This is a genomic window from Flavobacterium sp. LC2016-23 (genome assembly GCF_009674775.1).
Lineage (GTDB): Bacteria > Bacteroidota > Bacteroidia > Flavobacteriales > Flavobacteriaceae > Flavobacterium.
The window spans coordinates 149798-168350 of the sequence record NZ_WKKE01000010.1; the positions used below are offsets into that span (position 1 = coordinate 149798).

The following is an 18553-nucleotide window of genomic DNA, read 5'->3' on the forward strand; positions in this document are numbered from 1 at the left end:
CTAATTTTACTGTTTTTTAGACGGCGTAGCCATTATAAAATCTTTCAGGTAATATGGTTCAAAATAAGCGACATCTACAGTGTCGCTTATTTTGTATTTATCATAACTAATTTTACTCATTGCAGCTGCTGAAGGATATTTGATATCTTCTAAAAAAACAAAGTTTTCCTTAGTCAGGACCGGCTTGCATTTTTCGGCACAATCGCCAACAAAATAAACGGTTTCAGTAATATCCTGAAAAGAATTTTCATCTATCACTTCTGCCTGAACGGGTCTTTCGTTTTCTAATGCGGCATTAAAAACAGCACTGTATACTTCCATCCTTCTGGCATCCAGCATTGGAATAATTTTTCCGGCAGAAACTTTAGCCTGAGAAGCCAAAGTCTTTAAGGTATCTACAGCGATCAATGGTATATTTAAGGCAAAACACAACCCTTTTGCCGCAGAAACTCCAATTCGCAAACCCGTGTAAGATCCAGGCCCCTGACTTATGGCTATTGCCGTCAAATCATGTACCGAAATTCCTGATTCCGCAAGTACTTCTTCAATAAAAACATGTAGTTTTTCAGCATGCGAATAACCTTCCTCGGCAATTTCTTTACACAAAATGGTTTCACCATTTTTTGCAATTGACACAGAACAATTTTTCGTGGCCGTTTCGATATTGAGAATAAGAGACAATGTATTTATTTTTTTAGTTGAAATTATATTTTAACCCTGAATTATTTTTTAGTAGTATCTGCCTTTTTAAGCTTTACCTTATCTCCGGAATTTAAGTCCTTCGAAACCGTTGTGTAAGGTCCGGTAATTACTACATCACCAGCTTTCAAGCCAGACATTACTTCTATATTGGTATCGTCCTGAATTCCTGTTTTGATGATTCTGATTTTAGCTTTATCTCCCGATTTCACAAACACACATTCGAATTTTTTATCGCTTTTTGGTGCTGCTTTTTTATCTTCATTAGGATCTTCTACTTTAAAATCTTTCACCGCTGCGGTATCCGATTTTACAACAACAGAACTAATTGGCACTGCCAGTACGTTATTCTTGATTTGTGTCATGATATCTACCGTTGCAGTCATTCCGGGTCTGAAAGGAGAATAGGCTGCAGGTTTTCCTTCCAGTAAATCCTGATACGATTCTTTTAAAATACGAACTTTTACTTTAAAATTAGTTACCTGATCTGAGGTTAAAGCTGTACTTGCCGAATTGGAAATACTGGTTACAACTCCTTTAAATTTCTTTTTCAGGTAAGCATCTACTTCAACATTGGCTTCGTCTCCGATTTTTATCTTTACGATATCATTTTCATTTACGTCCACTTCAACCTCCATGTTGTTCAGGTTCGCAACTCTTAAAAGTTCTGTTCCTGCCATTTGTTGTGTTCCCAAAACGCGTTCTCCCAATTCTACATTCAATACAGAAATGGTTCCGTCTGCCGGAGCATAAATAGTGGTACGGCCCAAATTGTCTTTTGCTTCGGTTACAGAGGCTGAGGCACTCTGCACAGTATAATAAGCATTTTGTTTTGTGGCTTTCGCAACTTCAAAAGTGGCAATGGCTTTATCCCAGTCCGATTTCGAAATTACTCCTTTGTCATACAATGTTTTATTTCTCTGATAACTTGCTTTTGCTTCTGTAAAATTGGCTTCCGATTGTGTAAGGCCTGCCTTAGATCCTGCTAAATTAGCTACCGATCTGTCTAGTCCTGACGTATATAAATCCGGATTGATCTTAACCAGCAGATCTCCTTTTTTAACAACCTGCCCTTCTTTTACATTTAAGGCAATAATCTCTCCTGAAACCATTGAAGCAATTTTCACCTCAATCTCCGGTTGAATTTTTCCAGTTGCCGAAACTGTTTCGATAATAGTTGAAGCTGTTACTTTAGAAATTTCTACTTCTTTTCCTTCATCCTTATTTCCTATTACTCCCGATTTCGAAAGACCAACTAAAACTGCGATAAGAACTATTGCACCGCCCAGTAAGAAATAAATTGTTTTTTTTGACATAGTAAATTATTTTGTGATAATTGGAATAATTGGAATTCCAAAGTAGAATTCAAGTATTTTAATTTTAAAAATATAATCGTATTTCGTTCTGATAACGTCTGATTGCGCATTGGTCAACAGCGTTTGTGCTTGTGTAAAATCAAATGAGTTCATTAAACCTACATCGTATTTTTCTTTTGCATAATTATACGCCTGTTGTCTCGCCTCTAAAGTTACAGTTGAAGATTCATAAGCATTTAAAGCGCCTTTTGCATCTGTAAAAGCGGTATAAACATTACGCTGCAAATCTAAACTTTTTTGCTCTAAATCTATTTTAGATTTCTCTAAACTTACTTTATTTCGTTCAACATTATTTCTTGCGGAGAATCCATTAAAAATTGGAATATTTAACTGAAATCCAAAGTTATGACCTTTATTATCGCTAAATTGGGTAAAAACGGGATCCGGGCCAAAAGTAATCGGGTTACCATTTGCATCTAATCCGGTTCTGTCACTATAACTCGCACTGGTACTAAATTGATAAAATCCTTTAAGTGTCGGCTGATAAGCTCCTTTTGCAATCGAAACGTTCTTTTCAGCAATTTCAAGATTAGTTTGTGCTAATTTTAATTCTGTTCTGGTCTCTTTTGCTTTATTGTAGATATCAACCGGAGTTTGTACCAGGATATTATTCTCATCTTTTGCATTGGTATTGTCTACGACATCAAAGTCTGCAAATTCTTTTAATTGTAACAACTGAGCCAGACTCAATTTGGAAATTAGCACACTATTTTCTGCAACAATAATAGCCTGCTGATCCGTTGCAGTTGTCGCTTTTAAATCAAATAAATCACCGCGCGGAATTGTTCCTGCACTGACCATTTCTTCAGAACGCTGCAAACGTTTCTGATCAATAGCTAATTGTTCTTTTTTTACTTTTAAATTTTCTTTGTTGAAAAGGATTTCTAAAAATGCGTTTGCAACGTTCAGGGAAATATCTTCCTGCATTTTCAGCAGCTGGTACTGTGATGCAACAATAGAAAGTTTCGCTCTTCTGTAAGCATTTTGATTTTGCAAACCTTTATAAATATCAACTCCTGCGTTAACTCCTAATGAAGAATATTGAGTAGTTTGAGTAGTAGCAATGTTCGTAACCGGGTTAACGTTCAGACCGATATTCCAGGAGTGCGAAGCATTTCCGTTTACTGATGGAAGGTAGCTGCCTAAAGCACCTCTTTTATCTATCACTGCGCTTTTTACATCTAACTCTGATAATTTGATTGTTATGTTATTTTCTAATGCATATCTGACACATTCTTCCAGAGTCCATTGTTTTGGCTGTGTTTGAGCCGACAAACCCAACCCAAATAACAAGGCAAAGACAAGACTATTATATTTATTTATTTTCATATATTTTGAATGAAGCGCAGTAAAGATACTACGCAAATTTAACATTTTTTAAAGACTACAAAAGCTCTTTTGCGTTCGGATTATTTTTTCTCTCCTTCAGTTATCAAACCCTGATTCCAGATTTTAATTTTATCTGAATTTTTGATTCCGCTCTTCACCTGAACGTATATTCCGTCACTCACTCCCAAAACTAAATCTTTTCTTTGGAATTTCTGGGGAGCAGTCTCAATTTCAACATAAGGTTTTTGTGTTTTCTTGTCAAATTGAACCAGCGATTCTTTTATGGCCAGAACTTTATCTGCTTTTTCTAATATAATAGAAGCGTTAGCACTTAATCCGGCTCTGATAAAAGTGGCATCCCTGTTTTCCAATGAAGCTTTTATTTCAAACTGAATTGCGCCATTTTCTACTACCCCTTTTGGAGCGATATCGGTTAAAACGGCATCAAATTTTTTGTTTTCAATGGCACCCACTGTAATTTCAATCGGCATTCTTTCTTTGATTTTACCAACCTCAGATTCGTCAATTTTTCCAACAAAAATCATTCTTCCCACATCGGCCACACTGGCAATGGTAGTTCCTTCATTAAAGTTATTACTTTCAATCACCTGGTTTCCTACTTTTACAGGAACTGCTAAAACCATTCCGTTTACCGTTGAACGAATTAAGGTATTGGCATAATTCCCCAAAGAAGTTGTTGTTCCTGTCTTTACGATATCCAGACTTTGTTTTGCTGCTGAATAATTTTGCTTTGCCTGCGTATAAGCCAATTGTGCGGCATCAAAATCGTTTGCCGAAATAACATCTTTATCAAACAATGTCTTTTGTCTTTTGTAAATTTTCTCCTGATTATCTAAAGCAATTTTAGCGGTTTGCACCTGATTTTGCGTGCTGCTCACATTAGACACATTGGCCACAACCCTGATTTTTGCAATCATATCACCTGCCTTGATTTTTTCACCTGCTTTGATATACACTTCCTCGATAATTCCCGAAATGTTTGGCTTGATTAGAACCTCTTCGTCAGGCTGAATATTACCGGTGGCAATAGTATTTTTTACAATCGTTTTAATTTCTGCTTTTTCAGTTTGGAAGACAATTGGTGACTCCTGATTTTTAGCGTATAAATAATATAATGCGCCAAAGAAAACTACAGCAATAAAAATTAAAATGGTTACTGTTACTCCTTTTTTCATTTGTTTTTGGTTTAATCGATTATTTTTTGATTGATAATTTTATTCTGTTCGTAAAGCATCTACGGGCTTTACATTAATTGCAGTCTGAGCCGGAATAAACCCTGCCAGCAAACCAGATCCTACTAATATTAATAATGCTACAAATACAACTCCTAAATCTACGCTTGGGTTAGAAAACATCGTGTTACTGTCCGGCGGCATAGAATCTAAAAACATATTCAGCAATGCTATAATTCCGGTTGCGACGGCAATACCTAACATTCCCGAAATAATGGTCAGAAATATTGCTTCTGACAGAATTTGTCCCCGAATAGCAGCGGGCGTCGCTCCCAATGCCCTGCGGATCCCTATTTCTTTTGTACGTTCTTTAACCACAATAAGCATAATATTGGAAATTCCAATAACGCCGGAAATCAATACCAAAGTTCCTACAAAATAAGCTATAATATTAAGAATACTAAATAAACTCTGCACTTTGTTAAACTGTTCGTATAAATCAAAATTTCCGACAGCCCTGTCATCTGTTGGATTTACAGAATGAAGCGATTTGATTAATTCTAAAATTTTTGGCTTTAAAGATGTTATAGATGTTTCGTCTTTTGCCGTTAGCGCCATCCACCCTACTTTATCCCCATAATTAAAAGCTTGCTGAAAAGTGGTAAATGGAGTAAATATATTCTTTTGTTCCTGTTCTGCATTTCCTCCCTGTTGTTTAGAGTGATAAACCCCTACAACCATAAAATTAATGCCATTTATTTTTATATACGTTCCGATTGCTTCTTCTTCTTTTCCGTAAAGTTCGCTGATAACTCCTTTTCCAATTACAGCAATTTTTCTTCTCTCATTAATATCCTGTTGGTTTATAAAACGTCCCGTAATAATATCCATGGGCTGTTGTTTAATCAACTCGGGATAATCGCCATAAATGGTAAAAGAAGAAGTTTTTGTTCCGCGTACGACATTATTTGTTCCATTAAAATCTCCCAGCTGATTGCGTGGCGAAACATACAACAAATCCGGAAATGATGCCTTTAAAGCCGCTACATCGCTATTTCTAAAATCATATCGGCGTGTTTTAGGCAATCCTTTATATGCTTTTGAGGTAGTCTGGCTCCACATAAACATGGTATTCGTGGCAATTCCGTCAAACCCTTTTTTAATTCCATTTTCCAGTCCATTGCCCGCAGCAAGTAATATTACAAGAATAAATATTCCCCAAAATACACCAAAAGCAGTTAGAACCGTTCTGAAAACATTGGCTGTTAAAGCCTGTAAAATTTCGTCCCAATTATCTTTTTTAAACATAATTATTCGTCTCTAAGTGCTACAATAGGTTTAATTTTGGCTGCTCTGTAAGCCGGGAAAAATCCGGCAAGTGCTCCTGCAAATACCAGTAAAACAAGCGTGGTTAAAGCCACACTAAAATCGACTTCAGGATTTTGAAAATATTCACTCTGCACCATTGGCCCAACAAATTCCAGCAATAATAAACTTGCCAGCAACCCAACAAAACCAGCAATTGTGGTTATAAAAATGGACTCGTGCAAGATCATCGAAATAATAGAAAACGGAGAAGCTCCGAGGGCTTTTCTAATTCCGATTTCTTTTGTTCTTTCTTTCACTATAATCAGCATAATATTGCTTACCCCTACAACGCCGGCAATAATGGTACAAATACCAACCCACCAGAAAAACAATCTGATATAGAGATTTAAATCATAAAATTGCTTGGCATCCTTAACAGAATTATAAACTCCAACACCGCCATCATCATCAGGTGCCACTGTATTTCTGCTTTTTAGCAAATCCTTTAGATCTTTTGTGAATTTTTCAGACTGGGCTAAAGCTTCGTCATAATTATCTGTTTTTTTCATTGTAAAGAACAGATTACTGATTTTATCTCCATTCCCAAAAGCCCTTTGTACAGTCGTTAAAGGTAAGTAGGCTCTTGTTTCCTCTCTTTCTCCTCCGGGATCTGTAAAAATTCCAACTACTTTAAAATTGATGCCATTGATTATGATTTCCTTGCCTAAAGCATCTTTATCCTTAAACAAATCTGTTTTAACTTTCATTCCAATACAGGCCACTTTTTCATTATTGGCCAAATCATTACTATTTATATATCGGCCCTGAACTATAGTTAAATTTTCAACTTTGCCATAATCCGGAGTAACTCCCCTGTATTGATAACTTCCTGATTCTTTTCCGTACGAAAATGGTGCTCCCCAATAATTATAAGTTGATGCTCTTAAATCTAATTTGTCATCAAATTTCTGAACCGATTGTTTATAATCAGCATCCCGATACTGAATTTGTCTTCCCGGATTTAAACCTTTGTATTCTTTTGTAGTGGTACCGGACCAAACCTCGATAATTCCGGCGGCATCACGTTCGAATTGTTTTTCAATCCCGTTCTGAAGTCCCTTACCGGCACCCAGCAATATCACCAGGATAAAAATCCCCGAAGCCACAGAAATTCCGGTCAGAAAAGTTCTTAACCTGTTTTTTGAAATGGCTTCAAATATTTCCTGCCAGCGTTCAATATTAAACATAAGATGTAGCTCTAACTTGTTCTACCATTTTATCGTCGATGATTAATCCGTCTTTCAGGACTACGTTTCTTTTGCACATTGCGGCAATATCCGGCTCATGGGTAACAATCAGGATTGTTTTTCCTTCATCGTTAATTCCCTGAATAAGTTCCATGACTTCGTAGGAAGTTTTGGTATCTAAGGCACCCGTAGGTTCATCTGCCAGCAAAACTTTTGGATTAGAAGCCAATGCTCTTGCGATTGCAACACGTTGTTTCTGACCTCCGGAAAGTTCATTGGGCAAGTGGTGTGAATGCGATCCCAAACCCACTTTTTCCAAATATTTCATTGCTATATCATAACGTTCTTTTCTTTTGATACCCTGATAATACAAGGGCATCGCAACGTTGTCGAGCGCAGTTTTGTAATTGATTAAATTGAAAGACTGAAAAACGAACCCTAAAAACTTGTTACGGTATTTTGAAGCAATCGTTTCGTTCAGGTTTTTTATGGGTGTTTTATCTAAAATATAACTACCGGCATCGGCCTCATCAAGAATTCCCAAAATATTAAGAAGAGTAGATTTTCCGGATCCCGAAGAACCCATAATCGCTACCAGTTCCCCTTCTGCGATATTAAAATTAATCCCCTTCAGCACATGTAATTCTGAACTTCCCATTTTATAGGACTTGTGCAAATCTTTGATTTCGATCATGGTATTGTTAAATTTAAAAACAATAATAACATTTTTTATAAGTAATTTACCATAAGAAAACGTTAATAATTCCGTTTAGTTATTACAATAAGACTCAATTCCTTATCAATTGTTACACTTTTTAAGATAATATAATTCTTTTCTTAATTTTGCAGCAACAAAAAAAATCGTAATGATGAAGTTTTTTTCACTTATCTCCTTATTTACAGCACTTACAGCTCTTACAAGCTGCTCTACTTCTCAAAAATTAGAAACTTTAAAACCAGAGCCCGACGATGCAAGTCCGCTGGTTTACGATAACAATCCATCCTTTATAAATTTACCGATTACAGTTAAACTTCACGATATTGAAAACCAGACCAATTCGATTTTAAATGGTTTAATTTATGAAGACAACACTATCGAGGATGATGATATTGAAATGAAAATCTGGAAACTGGCTCCTATAAAAATTCAAAATGACCCTGCCAACCCGGATAAAAAGATAAAAACGGTCCTGCCTCTGAAAGCAACTGTAAAATACAGGATCGGCACCAAAAAACTGGGTGTTGAACTTTACGATGTCCGTGAATTTAATTTGAACGGAGTAATTACGCTATCGAGTGAAGTAGCCCTGACCAACTGGAAATTAAACACCAAAACCGAATTCAAATCCCTGGACTGGAATGAGAGTCCTACGATGATGGTTTTTGGAAAAAGTCTCCCTATAACGTATTTAGTAAATCCGGCCATTTCCATTTTTAAATCCAAAATTGAAAAAAGCATAGATGATGCCATCGAGAAATCAATGGATTTTAAACCGAATGTTTTGTCTGCACTGGAAAAGATCTGTACGCCTTTTCAGATGAGTGACACCTACGAAAGCTGGTTACGAATTGTTCCGATTGAAGTTTATTCTACCAATGCCAAACTTAAAAACGATCAGTTTGTGCTGGACATGGGAATGAAATGCAACATGGAAACTATTGTAGGCAAACAGCCCGAATCTAAATTTAGCGCCAGCAAAATTGTTCTGAAACCTGTAGCTAAAATTCCAAATCAGATTTCTGCCAATATTGCTGCCATTTCAACTTATATGGATGCTTCTAAAATCATGACCAAAAATTTTGCGGGTCAGGAATTTGGATCAGGAAGCAAAAAGATTACGGTAAAAAATGTGAGTATCTGGCATAAAAACGACAAAATGGTCATTGCCCTGGATGTTTTAGGATCTATAAACGGAACCATTTATCTGAACGGATTTCCACAATACAACCCACAAACCAAAGAAATATATTTTGACAAACTCGATTACGTATTAGACACTAAAAGCAAATTAATGCGCACCGCAAGCTGGCTGGCCCAGGGATTGATCTTAAGAAAAATGGAGGCAAGCTGTCGTTATTCTATACAGCCTAATTTAGAAGAAGGGAAGAAAAGCATGGCCGCCTATCTTAAAAACTACTCTCCTATGCCTGGGGTATTTGTAAACGGAAAAATGGAAGATATTCAATTTGATAAAATTCAGCTCACCAATCAGGCAATTATCGCTTTTATCAAAATAAACGGAACGGTAAACGTATCGGTTGACGGATTAAAATAAAGCACAAAAAAAAGGCAGAACATTTATTCTGCCTTTTTCTTTTTTGACCGGTACATTCTGTAAATCAGAATTCCAATTACACCAACGAGTAAATAAGGAATTACCATTAGGTAAACGATACCATTATTTACAGCTTCCGCCTTTTTTACATTTGAATCTCCCGCAAGCGCCGCACGACACATCGCGCATTGGGCGTTTGCGCTCATAGAAAAGAAAATAGAAAAAAGAACATAGAAGCATTTCGTTGAGAAAAAATTAACGAATCTACTTCTATTTTCTATTCTATTTTCTTTATTCTTTATTCGATTTTTGATTTTAAACATAATAAGGAGATATCATTAAATATACCACAACACCGGTTACCGCAACGTACAACCAGAGTGGAAATGTTATTTTAGCTATTTTTTTATGTCTGTCAAAACTCTTGGACAACGCTCTTACATAAGAAATCAATACCAGTGGAATGATTGCAACAGACAGTAAAATATGAGTAATTAATATAAAGAAATATACATAACGTATTATGCCTTCACCACCAAATTTAGTAGATTCAGAAGTCATGTGGTACGCCACATACATTACCAGAAATGCAACCGACAATGCAATGGCAAAAGTCATAAGGCACTCGTGAAGCTTACGTTTTCCTTTTTTTATAGCTAATACCGCCCAAACCAAAACAACAGCTGTAAGGCCATTTGTAGCAGCGTAAATGGGAGGCAGAAACGAAAGAGGTTCTACATGTATTCCCAAATCTTTTAATTTAACCCCAAATAAAATAGCAACTACAAGCGGAATCACAATGGATACTGCAACGATAAATTTGCTAAACTTTTTTTCTAATGACTGATCTTCCATTTTATTCTGCTAATAATATTTTAATGTCTTCCTGAATATCTCTAACTCCTTTTTTATCTAACCCATCGTAATACAAAATCGGATTTCCGAAATCATCTTTACGGCAACGAATATTTCCATCTTTATCGATCAAAGCAAACAAGCCGGAATGCTCAAAACCACCGTTAACTTTAGCATTCTCTCCGGCGTACAGATTAAATCCTTTGTTGGATAAATCCATGATGGTAGCTTTATCACCCGTCAGGAAATTCCAATTGGACGATTTTACGCCTAATAATTTAGCATGGTCTTTCAGAATCTGTGGTGTATCATGTCCCGGATCGATCGTAATGGATACGATTCCGAAATTCGGATTTCCAAAAAAAGTTTTTTCAATTTCCAGCATGCTCAAATTCATCTTTGGGCAAATAGAAGGACAAGTAGTAAAGAAAAACTCCAAAACGTATACTTTTCCTTTATAGGTTTCATTAGAGATTTTAAGATTATCCTGATTTGTTAATTCAAATTTTGGTGCCGGACCGATTGTAAGCAATTTAGAATCTGATTTTGAACTTTTCAGACCAACATTATCCAGACGGTTTCCCTTTACCACTTCTCCATTTTTCACCCTGTCTACAATTTTTGGAACAGCGTAAATCCCGAAGATTAAAATGATAAATGAAATTCCGATATATGATTTGTTTTTAAACATTATAATTGAAATTTAAAGTTGTTTAGTCGCATTATGGTTCTTTTTAAGGGCAGCACGATATTCATACAGAATAATTTTGAAATCATCCAGCATCTCATTGCTTAATTCAGACGGATGAAAAGTATCATAACCTTCCTTATAGTCCTTCTTCTCTTTTCTGCCTCTTAAATTTCTTTCTTTGTCAATGATATATACATACGAAGTTCCCAAATCATCTTTCAGCTTTCCTTTTAAATTTAGCTGCTTATAAAATGTTTTGATTTCATCAGGTGAAGCGAAAATAAAATTCCATCCAGACACATCTGTAAAGGGTTTCAGTGCGTCTACCAATTTCTGAGCTTCTTTCTCTGTTCCTAACGGACAAAGCACCACAAACTGAAGATCTTCAAAACCATGATAGCGCTTATAAATCTTTTCATTTAAATTGAAGTAATTACCACGTCTGCTCAGAAGATCGGAGCCTGAAAAACCTAAAACCGTTATCTTTTTATCCAGGGATACTTTTTTACCATCTAATGATTTCCAATTCCCAAAATCAGCAACCTTAGGCGTTATGACAGGAAGTTTAGTAAAACTATTTACTCCGGATGCAAAAAACAAATAGGCAACAATGGGTAAAACAAAAAGTACGAAGAGAACGATATTTTTTTTCATTATTTCGGTAGAAGTTATTGAGGTACAAAAATAAAAAAAGCTCCGTTAAACGGAGCCTCTTTTCGAATTAATATCATGTTAAAAATTCCATTTAATAGTAGAATCTTTAAAAACCCCATAAATATAATGTCCTTCTGTTAACAGAATAAACAATAAATATAATACCAGGAAAATAACTGGTGATACCACAGACCATCTAAGGCTGCTTTTTTCACCTTCCATGTGCATGAATGCCCATACAATATAATATGCTTTGAATATTGTCAGGATATAAAATATCCAATTCAATAAATTCAAACCTAAAAAATGATTAAATTCTAAAACTCCGGGCTTGATAATACCCAAAATTACTTCTACTGTAGTTACTGCAGACAATAATGCAAAAACAAACCAGATTCTTTTTGTATTTGATACGTGCTCGTGTGACATAATAATTAAAATCTAAAATTAAACTAAGTAGAAAACTGTAAATACAAATACCCAAACTAAATCGACAAAGTGCCAGTATAACCCCACTTTCTCTACCATTTCATAGCTTCTTCTCTTTTCATAAGTACCTAATAACACATTAAAGAAAATAATGATGTTAATAATGATTCCTGAAAATACGTGGAATCCGTGGAATCCCGTAATAAAGAAAAAGAAATCAGCAAATAATTTACTTCCGTACTCGTTTCTGGTTAAGTTTGCTCCTTCTACTACATATTTTGCATCGTTTAGACGAGATTCAGATTCTGCTCTTGTCAAAACTGTTTTTTTCTTTGCCGAAGTAAGATGTTCTGTTCTGATTAACAAATCAGGGTGTGCTTTGAAACCTGCCTGAATTTCAGCAACTGAATAAGTTGGTGTTGACTCGGCATCTTCCATAAACCACATACCTTCTGCTCTTGTAAGGGCTACTCTTTGTTCCGGTAATTTTACAGCGAACTCTTCAAGAGCTACTCTTTTACCTTCTTTGTCCACAAACTGCAACAGGCTTCCTCCTTTTGTTTCTACTGCACCATATTCTCCTTTAATGAAGTTTTTCCACTCCCAGGCTTGTGAGCCAACGAAGATGATACCTCCAATAATAGTCAGGAACATGTAAATTGCAACTTTCGTTTTTTTCAATTGATGACCTGCATCAACAGCCAAAACCATCGTTACAGACGAGAAAATCAAAATAAAAGTCATTAAGGCTACATAATACATCGGAGCCGGAACACCGTGCAAAAATGGGAAGTGAGTAAACACTTCATCAGCCAAAGGCCATGTTTCAATAAATTTAAATCTAGAAAAACCATAAGCAGCAAGGAATCCAGAGAATGTCAGGGCATCAGATACGATAAAAAACCACATCATCATTTTACCATAACTTGCTCCTAATGGCTGGATATCTCCGCCTCCCCAAGTTTTTTCTTCGTTATTTGCAGTAGTAACTGTCGCTTCCATAAAAGATATTCGTTAAAAAGTTCCCAAATTTACGTTTTTTTCTTATTTAAAGAAATATAAAAATAAAAATAAATATACCCATAATAAATCCAAAAAGTGCCAATACATCGCACCTAGTTCTATACCAAGAGTTTGAGTCGAATTGTATTTTTGTTTAAAATGATTATAAATTATAATTAAAAGTGAAATTAACCCTCCGGCCAAGTGTAATAAGTGCGTAACCGTTACCACGTAAAGAAATGTTGTAGTAATCGAACTACCTTCTCCTGTAAAATAATAACCGCTTTTTACGATTTGCCCAAACCCGACGAATTGTAAAACTACAAATAAAATCCCTAAAGCCAATGTTCCTAAAAGTAATGCTGTAGTGGCACTTCTGTTATCTTTCTTAATAGCTCTTTTAGCCAGATAAAAAGTCACACTGCATGCCATAATCACCACCGTACTGTAATAAAATGCTGATGGCAGTTCGAAATTCTTCAACCAGTCTGCTCTGGATTTACTTACCACAAAGGAACTTGTAAGCCCTGCAAACATCATGGTCATACTGACCATCGCGAACAACAAAATCAGTTTTGCCGATTTTGCTTTCGTTGCCTGTTCTTCGCTTATTTTCATTGTCATTTCCATAACTATCTTAAAAATTTATCTACTATATATACAATTTGTAATAATGAAATATACGACACGCTAACCAACATCAGTGTTCTCGCAGCTTTTGCGGTTTGAAGCTGATACAGGCGAACGGCATAAAACAACATCCATAATCCCAGCAAAAACACTAAAACCGCAGCAATTGGCGTAAGAAACAATTGTCCGGTATACCCTAAAACCGGTAATAAGGAGGCAATTATCAGCCAAATGGTATACAACATAATCTGCATAGCGGTTCCTTTATCTTTTTTTCCCGTGGGAAGCATAAAGATACCTGCTTTCTCGTAATCTTCATATAAAAACCAGCCGATTGCCCAAAAATGAGGAAATTGCCAGAAAAACTGAATCAAAAATAATGTTCCTGCTTCTATACCAAAGTCTCCTGTCGCGGCAACCCATCCTAACATAAAAGGAATTGCACCCGGAAAAGCCCCAACAAAAACAGATAACGAAGTTACCGTTTTTAAAGGCGTATACAGGCTTGTGTATAAAAAAATTGAAATCGCGGCAAACATTGCCGATTTCGCATTTATGGTATAAAGTAAAGATATCCCAATTATGGTAAGCAAAATCGCTAAAGCCAAAGCCATTCGCGAAGACATGCGCCCCGAAGGAACCGGGCGGTTTTTGGTACGATCCATCAGCGAATCGATATCTTTTTCAATTACCTGATTAAAAGCATTTGAAGCACCAACCATACAATAACCACCGATTGACAGTACTGCCAGCACACTCCAGCTAAAGGGGTGATCCGCATTTACACCTAACAAATATCCTGCAATAGACGAAAACAAAACACTAATGGCTAAACCGGCTTTAGTGATTTCCTTGAAATCCAGAAATATTGATTTTAATGAAATTGTATTTTTAGTAGCGCTCAATATGGTAATTGTTTGAATATTTTTTTTGAGTGGTGCAAAGGTACAAATTGATTATAGAAACAGAACCTATAAAATTAGATTTTTTTCAATAAAACCTTTACAAAATAAGGACTTGCCGATTTTTAACACAATCATTTCGAAAAATCTTATTAAATATCCTAGTAATCAAAATACATATTAAAAATATCAGAACGCAGTCCTATGGTAAACCAGGTGGTACTTTGTTTAAAAGTAGCTGCCGTTTCCTGAGTAGGATCAAAATTCCTGTAAATAAAACTTCCGAAAAATTTTAGGTTAGTCATTGGGTTAATTAAATAACCTGCCTGAACATCTGCAATAAAAATACTGGTCTTATTACCCTGACCTACTTTTACGCCCTTGTCATACGGACGTTTTTCGTCATAACTTTTATAGATATTTCCTCCGTAATTAAAGCCATCCTCTGCCGTATCAAAATCCAGGCCTCTGGTACCCACTGTAAATTTGGCGTCTGCATAATAACGCCCCTTATGATAACGTCCGATTGCCACAAGTTCTTCAAAATTTCCGCCCCATTGATGCCCCATGCTCTGATTATTATGAGCATAATTGGTAATCGCCGCGCTATGTGAATACACGTATGGACGTACATGATTGTACTCCACCTGCAACAATAAATCTTTCACCTTAAAGGCATTAAAATACTTGCCGCCAATCTGATATCCGATTTTATTTCTCCAGCTGTTATCGCCCGCTTTTATATCTCCGAATGAAAACTCGTCAATCAAAAGCTGGCCATATAGACTGACCTGATTGTTCCACTTGTATTTTGAAGTAATTGCCAAAAGCGCGTTACCACTTTTGGAAGAAGATGTAAATTCAACCGTTCGATAAAAAATAATCGGATTGATGAAATTGACATCAAACCCCCTGTTGTTGGTATCTGTCCAGACAACCGATTCAAAAAAGCCCAAATTCAGTTTATTCGACACATTCCAGCTCAAATAGTGATTGGCCATAAATTTTGTAGCATAGGTTTTCTCCACTGTTACATCAGGACGAACATCCTTAAGCCACATATAGGTGTTGGTGTATTTAATTTTCCAGAATTTCGTATTAATTTTGAAATACGGATACGGACTCGCTCCGTCTCCTTCAATCAGTGAACGATATCCGTCTCCGATAAAATTTCGGCCATATCCTAACTGCAAATCAAAAAACTTGCTTGGAGCATAGGTAATATTGGCCTCTGCTAAAGGAAAATCGTAAGCATCCGTTTTAAATCGTTTGGCAATTCCAACTCCAGGAACAATGGCAGGATTTCCTCCTGATGGCTTGATAGACTCTGCATAATCATTAAAATAACCTGCAAAGCGTCCCTGGCTTTCAAAGATTGTAGTGGTAAAATTAATCTGCTTTCCTAAACCTCCCCTGAAATTCAGTGCACGTGTATTTACATAAGTGGAAGGATCGATATCTGATGCTTTACCCACTTGCAGATCAAGAATAGGATTCAAAGCCAGCCAATAATCTTCTCCCTGAATCTGAACCATGTTCTCATTCCAGAATTTCCTTCCTAACCAGCCTGATGTCTTTTTCTGAAGGGATTCATTTACGGCTTTTAAATTGTAGTATTTTGAAACTTCCTCATACGTATACGGTTTTGAAGCGGTATGATTGTTACTGCCTACCTGATTCATGGCACCGTCAAACTGTGCATAATAACTGTGAGAAAATGGGATATTCAGATGACTTTCGAATTCCGGGTTATTGTATTTTTTATATACAATACTATCCAGTTCCGTCATTGGTTTCTCTACTGGTTTTAAGAGCTGAGCTGCCGCCAGTGCTTCTTCTGCAATCTGATCCGCACTTTTTAAGGGGATGCTTATCGTGATGGTATATTTTGAAAACGTTGGGTTTCCATTATAAGTAGATGGTTTTATTTTGGGAAACTTACCAAAAACACGTTTGGATTCCTGTACCAGTGATTCGTCCATTGCATTTACATAAATGACTTTGAATTCTCCTTTTACATCCACTTCAAAAAGAACTTTCACTTCTCCTTTATAATCTGACTGTTTCAGATGCTGAGGAACTTCAAAATTATGAAAGACAAAATCCTGAACTTCTTTATAAAAACAATTTTCCAGTTTTTTGGACTGCAAATTTTCACAATTAGGAAAAACAGGAAATTGTTCTGAGGTAAAACCGGGCGCAATTGAGGAATTATTATTTTCCTGCGAAAAGGCAAATAAGGTTGATAAGGTAAGAATAAAAGATAAAAAAATCTTATTCAAGTAGGTTTGGGTTTTCATTTAATATTGATTTGAGGTATTTTCTCCGTTAGCAATTGCCTTTGCTGCGGAAGTTCCGATGCGTTTAACACCTAAACGGATCATTTCTATTGCTTCATCATAAGATCGCACTCCGCCCGCAGCTTTTACCGGTAAAGGTGATGCATTTTCCAACATCATAATAATAGTGGGGATCGTTGCTCCATTTGGCAAATTATCTTTTGTCTTAAAAAATCCGGTTGACGATTTTACGAAAACAGCACTATAATTTTCTTCTTTAAAATTTGATATGACAATATTCTTTATCAAAGCAGAAAGCTGAATAATTTCTTTATCACTCAAAGCGGCAACTTCAATAATCCATTTTACGGTTTTATTATGGGCCAGTCCGATTTGCGTTCCGATCAGAATTTCTTCTTTTACCAAAGCAGTGTCGCCGTTTTTAAAAGCTTCGTAATTGCAGACAAAATCCAGGTCATCGGCTCCATTTTCAATCGCTTCGTTGGCTTCTTTTATTTTGGTTTCCAGATTTGATTTGCCTTCCGGAAAATCAATAACGGTACCAATAAGCAAAGTCGAATTGGCCTTACTAATCATTTCCTTCGCCAAAGCAACATAGTCAGGGCGAATCATAATCAGCTTAAAACCTTCGGTAATTGCCTCAGCAATCGCCTCTTTCACCACCACAAGATTTTCAGCTTCAGAAAGCCCGGCTTGCGAAGCAGTTTTTAAGTAAGTAGCATCCAGATATTGCTTAACATTCATGATTTTGAAATTACAGGGAACCAGCGACAAAAATACATTTAAAATTTATAAAAAAATACTGTTTATGGCGCTTGATTTTCAGGCAACAAAAAACCCACCGAAGCGGGTCTTTATTTTCTTATATTTTATCGATTTGCTTTTTGAAAGCTATTGCCGTAAAAATGGCGGTTGTACCCCCAATTGTATTGGCTAAAATATCTGTTACATCTGCTGCTCTGGTGGTCGTAAAAACACTCTGAAGAATTTCTATTGTAATTCCGAAAAAAACCGAAAATATAAACGCAACCAGATAGGCTTTAAAATCATCTGCTTCCTTTCCTTTTAATTCTTTTTTGAAAAACAAAATCCACGAAATTGTAAATCCAAAATGAAAACAGAAATGTACAATTTTATCTATGTTTGGAAAACTTACTGCCGGTATATTACTGGAATCTGTCAGACAGAAATAGGTTATAATTCCCGAGCAGAGTATTGCCCAGCAGAGTAATAGCTGTTTAGGCACCTATTAGTTCTTTATAAGCTTCATCAGACAAAAGAGAATCAATTTCTGCTGCATCAGCAATTTTTACTTTGATCATCCATCCCGCTCCGTAAGGATCAGAGTTTACCGTTTCAGGCGCACTTTCCAAACTATCATTAAAAGCGATAATTTCTCCCGTCAATGGCAAGAACAAATCAGAAACTGTTTTTACAGCTTCAACAGTTCCAAAAACCTCATCTTTATCAAGTGTCTGATCTAAAGTTTCTACTTCAACATACACGATGTCTCCTAACTCTTTTTGAGCAAAATGAGTAATTCCTACAGTGGCAACGTCTCCTTCGATGCTAACCCATTCGTGATCTTTTGTGTACTTTAAATTTGCTGGTATGCTCATAATAGTTGTGTTTGAAAATTGATAATTGAATATTGAAGCCACA

General features: G+C 36.1%; 20 protein-coding genes. 1 reads left to right on the top strand and 19 read right to left on the bottom strand.

The window, feature by feature from the left end; all coding sequences use genetic code 11:
• Window positions 1–6: 6 nt before the first annotated feature.
• The 7 genes from tsaB to GJU43_RS10600 all read right to left on the bottom strand — a co-directional run bounded on the left by tsaB (window position 7) and on the right by GJU43_RS10600 (window position 7846).
• Window positions 7–681 carry a tRNA (adenosine(37)-N6)-threonylcarbamoyltransferase complex dimerization subunit type 1 TsaB gene (tsaB, locus tag GJU43_RS10570; protein ID WP_154340728.1) on the bottom strand — a complete coding sequence of 225 codons (675 nt, stop codon included), beginning with the start codon at window positions 679–681 and terminating at the stop codon, window positions 7–9.
• Window positions 682–722: 41 nt separating this feature from the next.
• Window positions 723–2015 carry an efflux RND transporter periplasmic adaptor subunit gene (locus GJU43_RS10575; protein ID WP_154340729.1) on the bottom strand — a complete coding sequence of 431 codons (1293 nt, stop codon included), beginning with the start codon at window positions 2013–2015 and terminating at the stop codon, window positions 723–725.
• A gap of 6 nt (window positions 2016–2021) precedes the next feature.
• Complete coding sequence (locus tag GJU43_RS10580) at window positions 2022–3404, bottom strand: TolC family protein (RefSeq protein ID WP_154340730.1); 1383 nt, start codon at window positions 3402–3404, stop codon at window positions 2022–2024.
• A gap of 80 nt (window positions 3405–3484) precedes the next feature.
• Entirely contained in the window at window positions 3485–4600 is a 1116-nt protein-coding gene (locus tag GJU43_RS10585) for an efflux RND transporter periplasmic adaptor subunit (RefSeq protein WP_154340731.1), read from the bottom strand.
• Between the two features lie 39 nt (window positions 4601–4639).
• Complete coding sequence (locus GJU43_RS10590) at window positions 4640–5905, bottom strand: ABC transporter permease (protein WP_154340732.1); 1266 nt, start codon at window positions 5903–5905, stop codon at window positions 4640–4642.
• A gap of 2 nt (window positions 5906–5907) precedes the next feature.
• Window positions 5908–7152, bottom strand: a complete 1245-nt coding sequence (locus GJU43_RS10595; protein ID WP_154340733.1) for an ABC transporter permease — start codon at window positions 7150–7152, stop codon at window positions 5908–5910.
• Window positions 7145–7846: an ABC transporter ATP-binding protein gene (locus GJU43_RS10600; protein ID WP_154340734.1), complete on the bottom strand. Its 702-nt coding sequence runs from the start codon at window positions 7844–7846 to the stop codon at window positions 7145–7147. Before GJU43_RS10600 ends, GJU43_RS10595 begins: the two co-directional genes overlap by 8 nt.
• 175 nt (window positions 7847–8021) lie before the next feature.
• Here GJU43_RS10600 and GJU43_RS10605 point away from each other — a divergent pair, with 175 nt between their 5' ends.
• Window positions 8022–9428 (top strand): DUF4403 family protein, encoded by a 1407-nt coding sequence (locus tag GJU43_RS10605; RefSeq protein ID WP_154340757.1) that lies wholly within the window; start codon window positions 8022–8024, stop codon window positions 9426–9428.
• Window positions 9429–9451: 23 nt separating this feature from the next.
• Here the strand turns inward: GJU43_RS10605 and GJU43_RS10610 are convergent, their stop codons facing one another.
• From GJU43_RS10610 to gcvH, 12 genes are all read right to left on the bottom strand, one after another.
• The gene (locus tag GJU43_RS10610) at window positions 9452–9751 is read right to left on the bottom strand and encodes a hypothetical protein (RefSeq protein WP_154340735.1); all 300 of its coding nucleotides are present in this window, start codon (window positions 9749–9751) and stop codon (window positions 9452–9454) included.
• Window positions 9744–10283, bottom strand: coding sequence for a DUF420 domain-containing protein (locus GJU43_RS10615; RefSeq protein WP_154340736.1), 540 nt, complete (start codon window positions 10281–10283; stop codon window positions 9744–9746). The genes GJU43_RS10610 and GJU43_RS10615 overlap by 8 nt, the downstream gene beginning before the upstream one ends.
• A gap of 1 nt (window position 10284) precedes the next feature.
• Window positions 10285–10974 carry an SCO family protein gene (locus GJU43_RS10620; RefSeq protein ID WP_154340737.1) on the bottom strand — a complete coding sequence of 230 codons (690 nt, stop codon included), beginning with the start codon at window positions 10972–10974 and terminating at the stop codon, window positions 10285–10287.
• 12 nt (window positions 10975–10986) lie between these two features.
• Window positions 10987–11628, bottom strand: coding sequence for a hypothetical protein (locus tag GJU43_RS10625; protein WP_154340738.1), 642 nt, complete (start codon window positions 11626–11628; stop codon window positions 10987–10989).
• A gap of 78 nt (window positions 11629–11706) precedes the next feature.
• Entirely contained in the window at window positions 11707–12057 is a 351-nt protein-coding gene (locus GJU43_RS10630; RefSeq protein ID WP_154340739.1) for a cytochrome C oxidase subunit IV family protein, read from the bottom strand.
• Between the two features lie 18 nt (window positions 12058–12075).
• On the bottom strand, window positions 12076–13059 hold the full coding sequence (locus GJU43_RS10635) for a cytochrome c oxidase subunit 3 (protein ID WP_154340740.1): 984 nt from the start codon (window positions 13057–13059) through the stop codon (window positions 12076–12078).
• Between the two features lie 42 nt (window positions 13060–13101).
• Window positions 13102–13689: a cytochrome c oxidase subunit 3 gene (locus tag GJU43_RS10640; protein ID WP_154340741.1), complete on the bottom strand. Its 588-nt coding sequence runs from the start codon at window positions 13687–13689 to the stop codon at window positions 13102–13104.
• Window positions 13690–13691: 2 nt separating this feature from the next.
• The gene (gene cyoE, locus GJU43_RS10645) at window positions 13692–14594 is read right to left on the bottom strand and encodes a heme o synthase (RefSeq protein ID WP_154340742.1); all 903 of its coding nucleotides are present in this window, start codon (window positions 14592–14594) and stop codon (window positions 13692–13694) included.
• 158 nt (window positions 14595–14752) lie between these two features.
• Window positions 14753–16891 (bottom strand): gliding motility protein RemB, encoded by a 2139-nt coding sequence (locus GJU43_RS10650; protein WP_229655037.1) that lies wholly within the window; start codon window positions 16889–16891, stop codon window positions 14753–14755.
• Entirely contained in the window at window positions 16892–17635 is a 744-nt protein-coding gene (gene deoC / locus GJU43_RS10655) for a deoxyribose-phosphate aldolase (protein ID WP_154340743.1), read from the bottom strand. It lies immediately after the preceding gene.
• A gap of 118 nt (window positions 17636–17753) precedes the next feature.
• Complete coding sequence (locus GJU43_RS10660; RefSeq protein WP_370455582.1) at window positions 17754–18137, bottom strand: VanZ family protein; 384 nt, start codon at window positions 18135–18137, stop codon at window positions 17754–17756.
• A complete protein-coding gene (gcvH, locus tag GJU43_RS10665; protein WP_154340744.1) occupies window positions 18130–18510 on the bottom strand; it encodes a glycine cleavage system protein GcvH in 381 nt (126 codons plus the stop codon). Before gcvH ends, GJU43_RS10660 begins: the two co-directional genes overlap by 8 nt.
• Window positions 18511–18553: the final 43 nt, after the last annotated feature.

Excerpts from the sequence above, each read along its gene's own strand:
- GJU43_RS10575 (WP_154340729.1), bottom strand. The coding sequence starts at position 2,015 with ATGTCAAAAAAAACAATTTATTTCTTACTGGGCGGTGCAATAGTTCTT.
- GJU43_RS10580 (WP_154340730.1), bottom strand. The coding sequence starts at position 3,404 with ATGAAAATAAATAAATATAATAGTCTTGTCTTTGCCTTGTTATTTGGG.
- GJU43_RS10585 (WP_154340731.1), bottom strand. The coding sequence starts at position 4,600 with ATGAAAAAAGGAGTAACAGTAACCATTTTAATTTTTATTGCTGTAGTT.
- GJU43_RS10590 (WP_154340732.1), bottom strand. The coding sequence starts at position 5,905 with ATGTTTAAAAAAGATAATTGGGACGAAATTTTACAGGCTTTAACAGCC.
- GJU43_RS10595 (WP_154340733.1), bottom strand. The coding sequence starts at position 7,152 with ATGTTTAATATTGAACGCTGGCAGGAAATATTTGAAGCCATTTCAAAA.
- GJU43_RS10600 (WP_154340734.1), bottom strand. The coding sequence starts at position 7,846 with ATGATCGAAATCAAAGATTTGCACAAGTCCTATAAAATGGGAAGTTCA.
- GJU43_RS10605 (WP_154340757.1), top strand. The coding sequence starts at position 8,022 with ATGAAGTTTTTTTCACTTATCTCCTTATTTACAGCACTTACAGCTCTT.
- GJU43_RS10610 (WP_154340735.1), bottom strand. The coding sequence starts at position 9,751 with ATGTTTAAAATCAAAAATCGAATAAAGAATAAAGAAAATAGAATAGAA.
- GJU43_RS10615 (WP_154340736.1), bottom strand. The coding sequence starts at position 10,283 with ATGGAAGATCAGTCATTAGAAAAAAAGTTTAGCAAATTTATCGTTGCA.
- GJU43_RS10620 (WP_154340737.1), bottom strand. The coding sequence starts at position 10,974 with ATGTTTAAAAACAAATCATATATCGGAATTTCATTTATCATTTTAATC.
- GJU43_RS10625 (WP_154340738.1), bottom strand. The coding sequence starts at position 11,628 with ATGAAAAAAAATATCGTTCTCTTCGTACTTTTTGTTTTACCCATTGTT.
- GJU43_RS10630 (WP_154340739.1), bottom strand. The coding sequence starts at position 12,057 with ATGTCACACGAGCACGTATCAAATACAAAAAGAATCTGGTTTGTTTTT.
- GJU43_RS10635 (WP_154340740.1), bottom strand. The coding sequence starts at position 13,059 with ATGGAAGCGACAGTTACTACTGCAAATAACGAAGAAAAAACTTGGGGA.
- GJU43_RS10640 (WP_154340741.1), bottom strand. The coding sequence starts at position 13,689 with ATGGAAATGACAATGAAAATAAGCGAAGAACAGGCAACGAAAGCAAAA.
- GJU43_RS10650 (WP_229655037.1), bottom strand. The coding sequence starts at position 16,891 with ATGAAAACCCAAACCTACTTGAATAAGATTTTTTTATCTTTTATTCTT.
- deoC (WP_154340743.1), bottom strand. The coding sequence starts at position 17,635 with ATGAATGTTAAGCAATATCTGGATGCTACTTACTTAAAAACTGCTTCG.
- gcvH (WP_154340744.1), bottom strand. The coding sequence starts at position 18,510 with ATGAGCATACCAGCAAATTTAAAGTACACAAAAGATCACGAATGGGTT.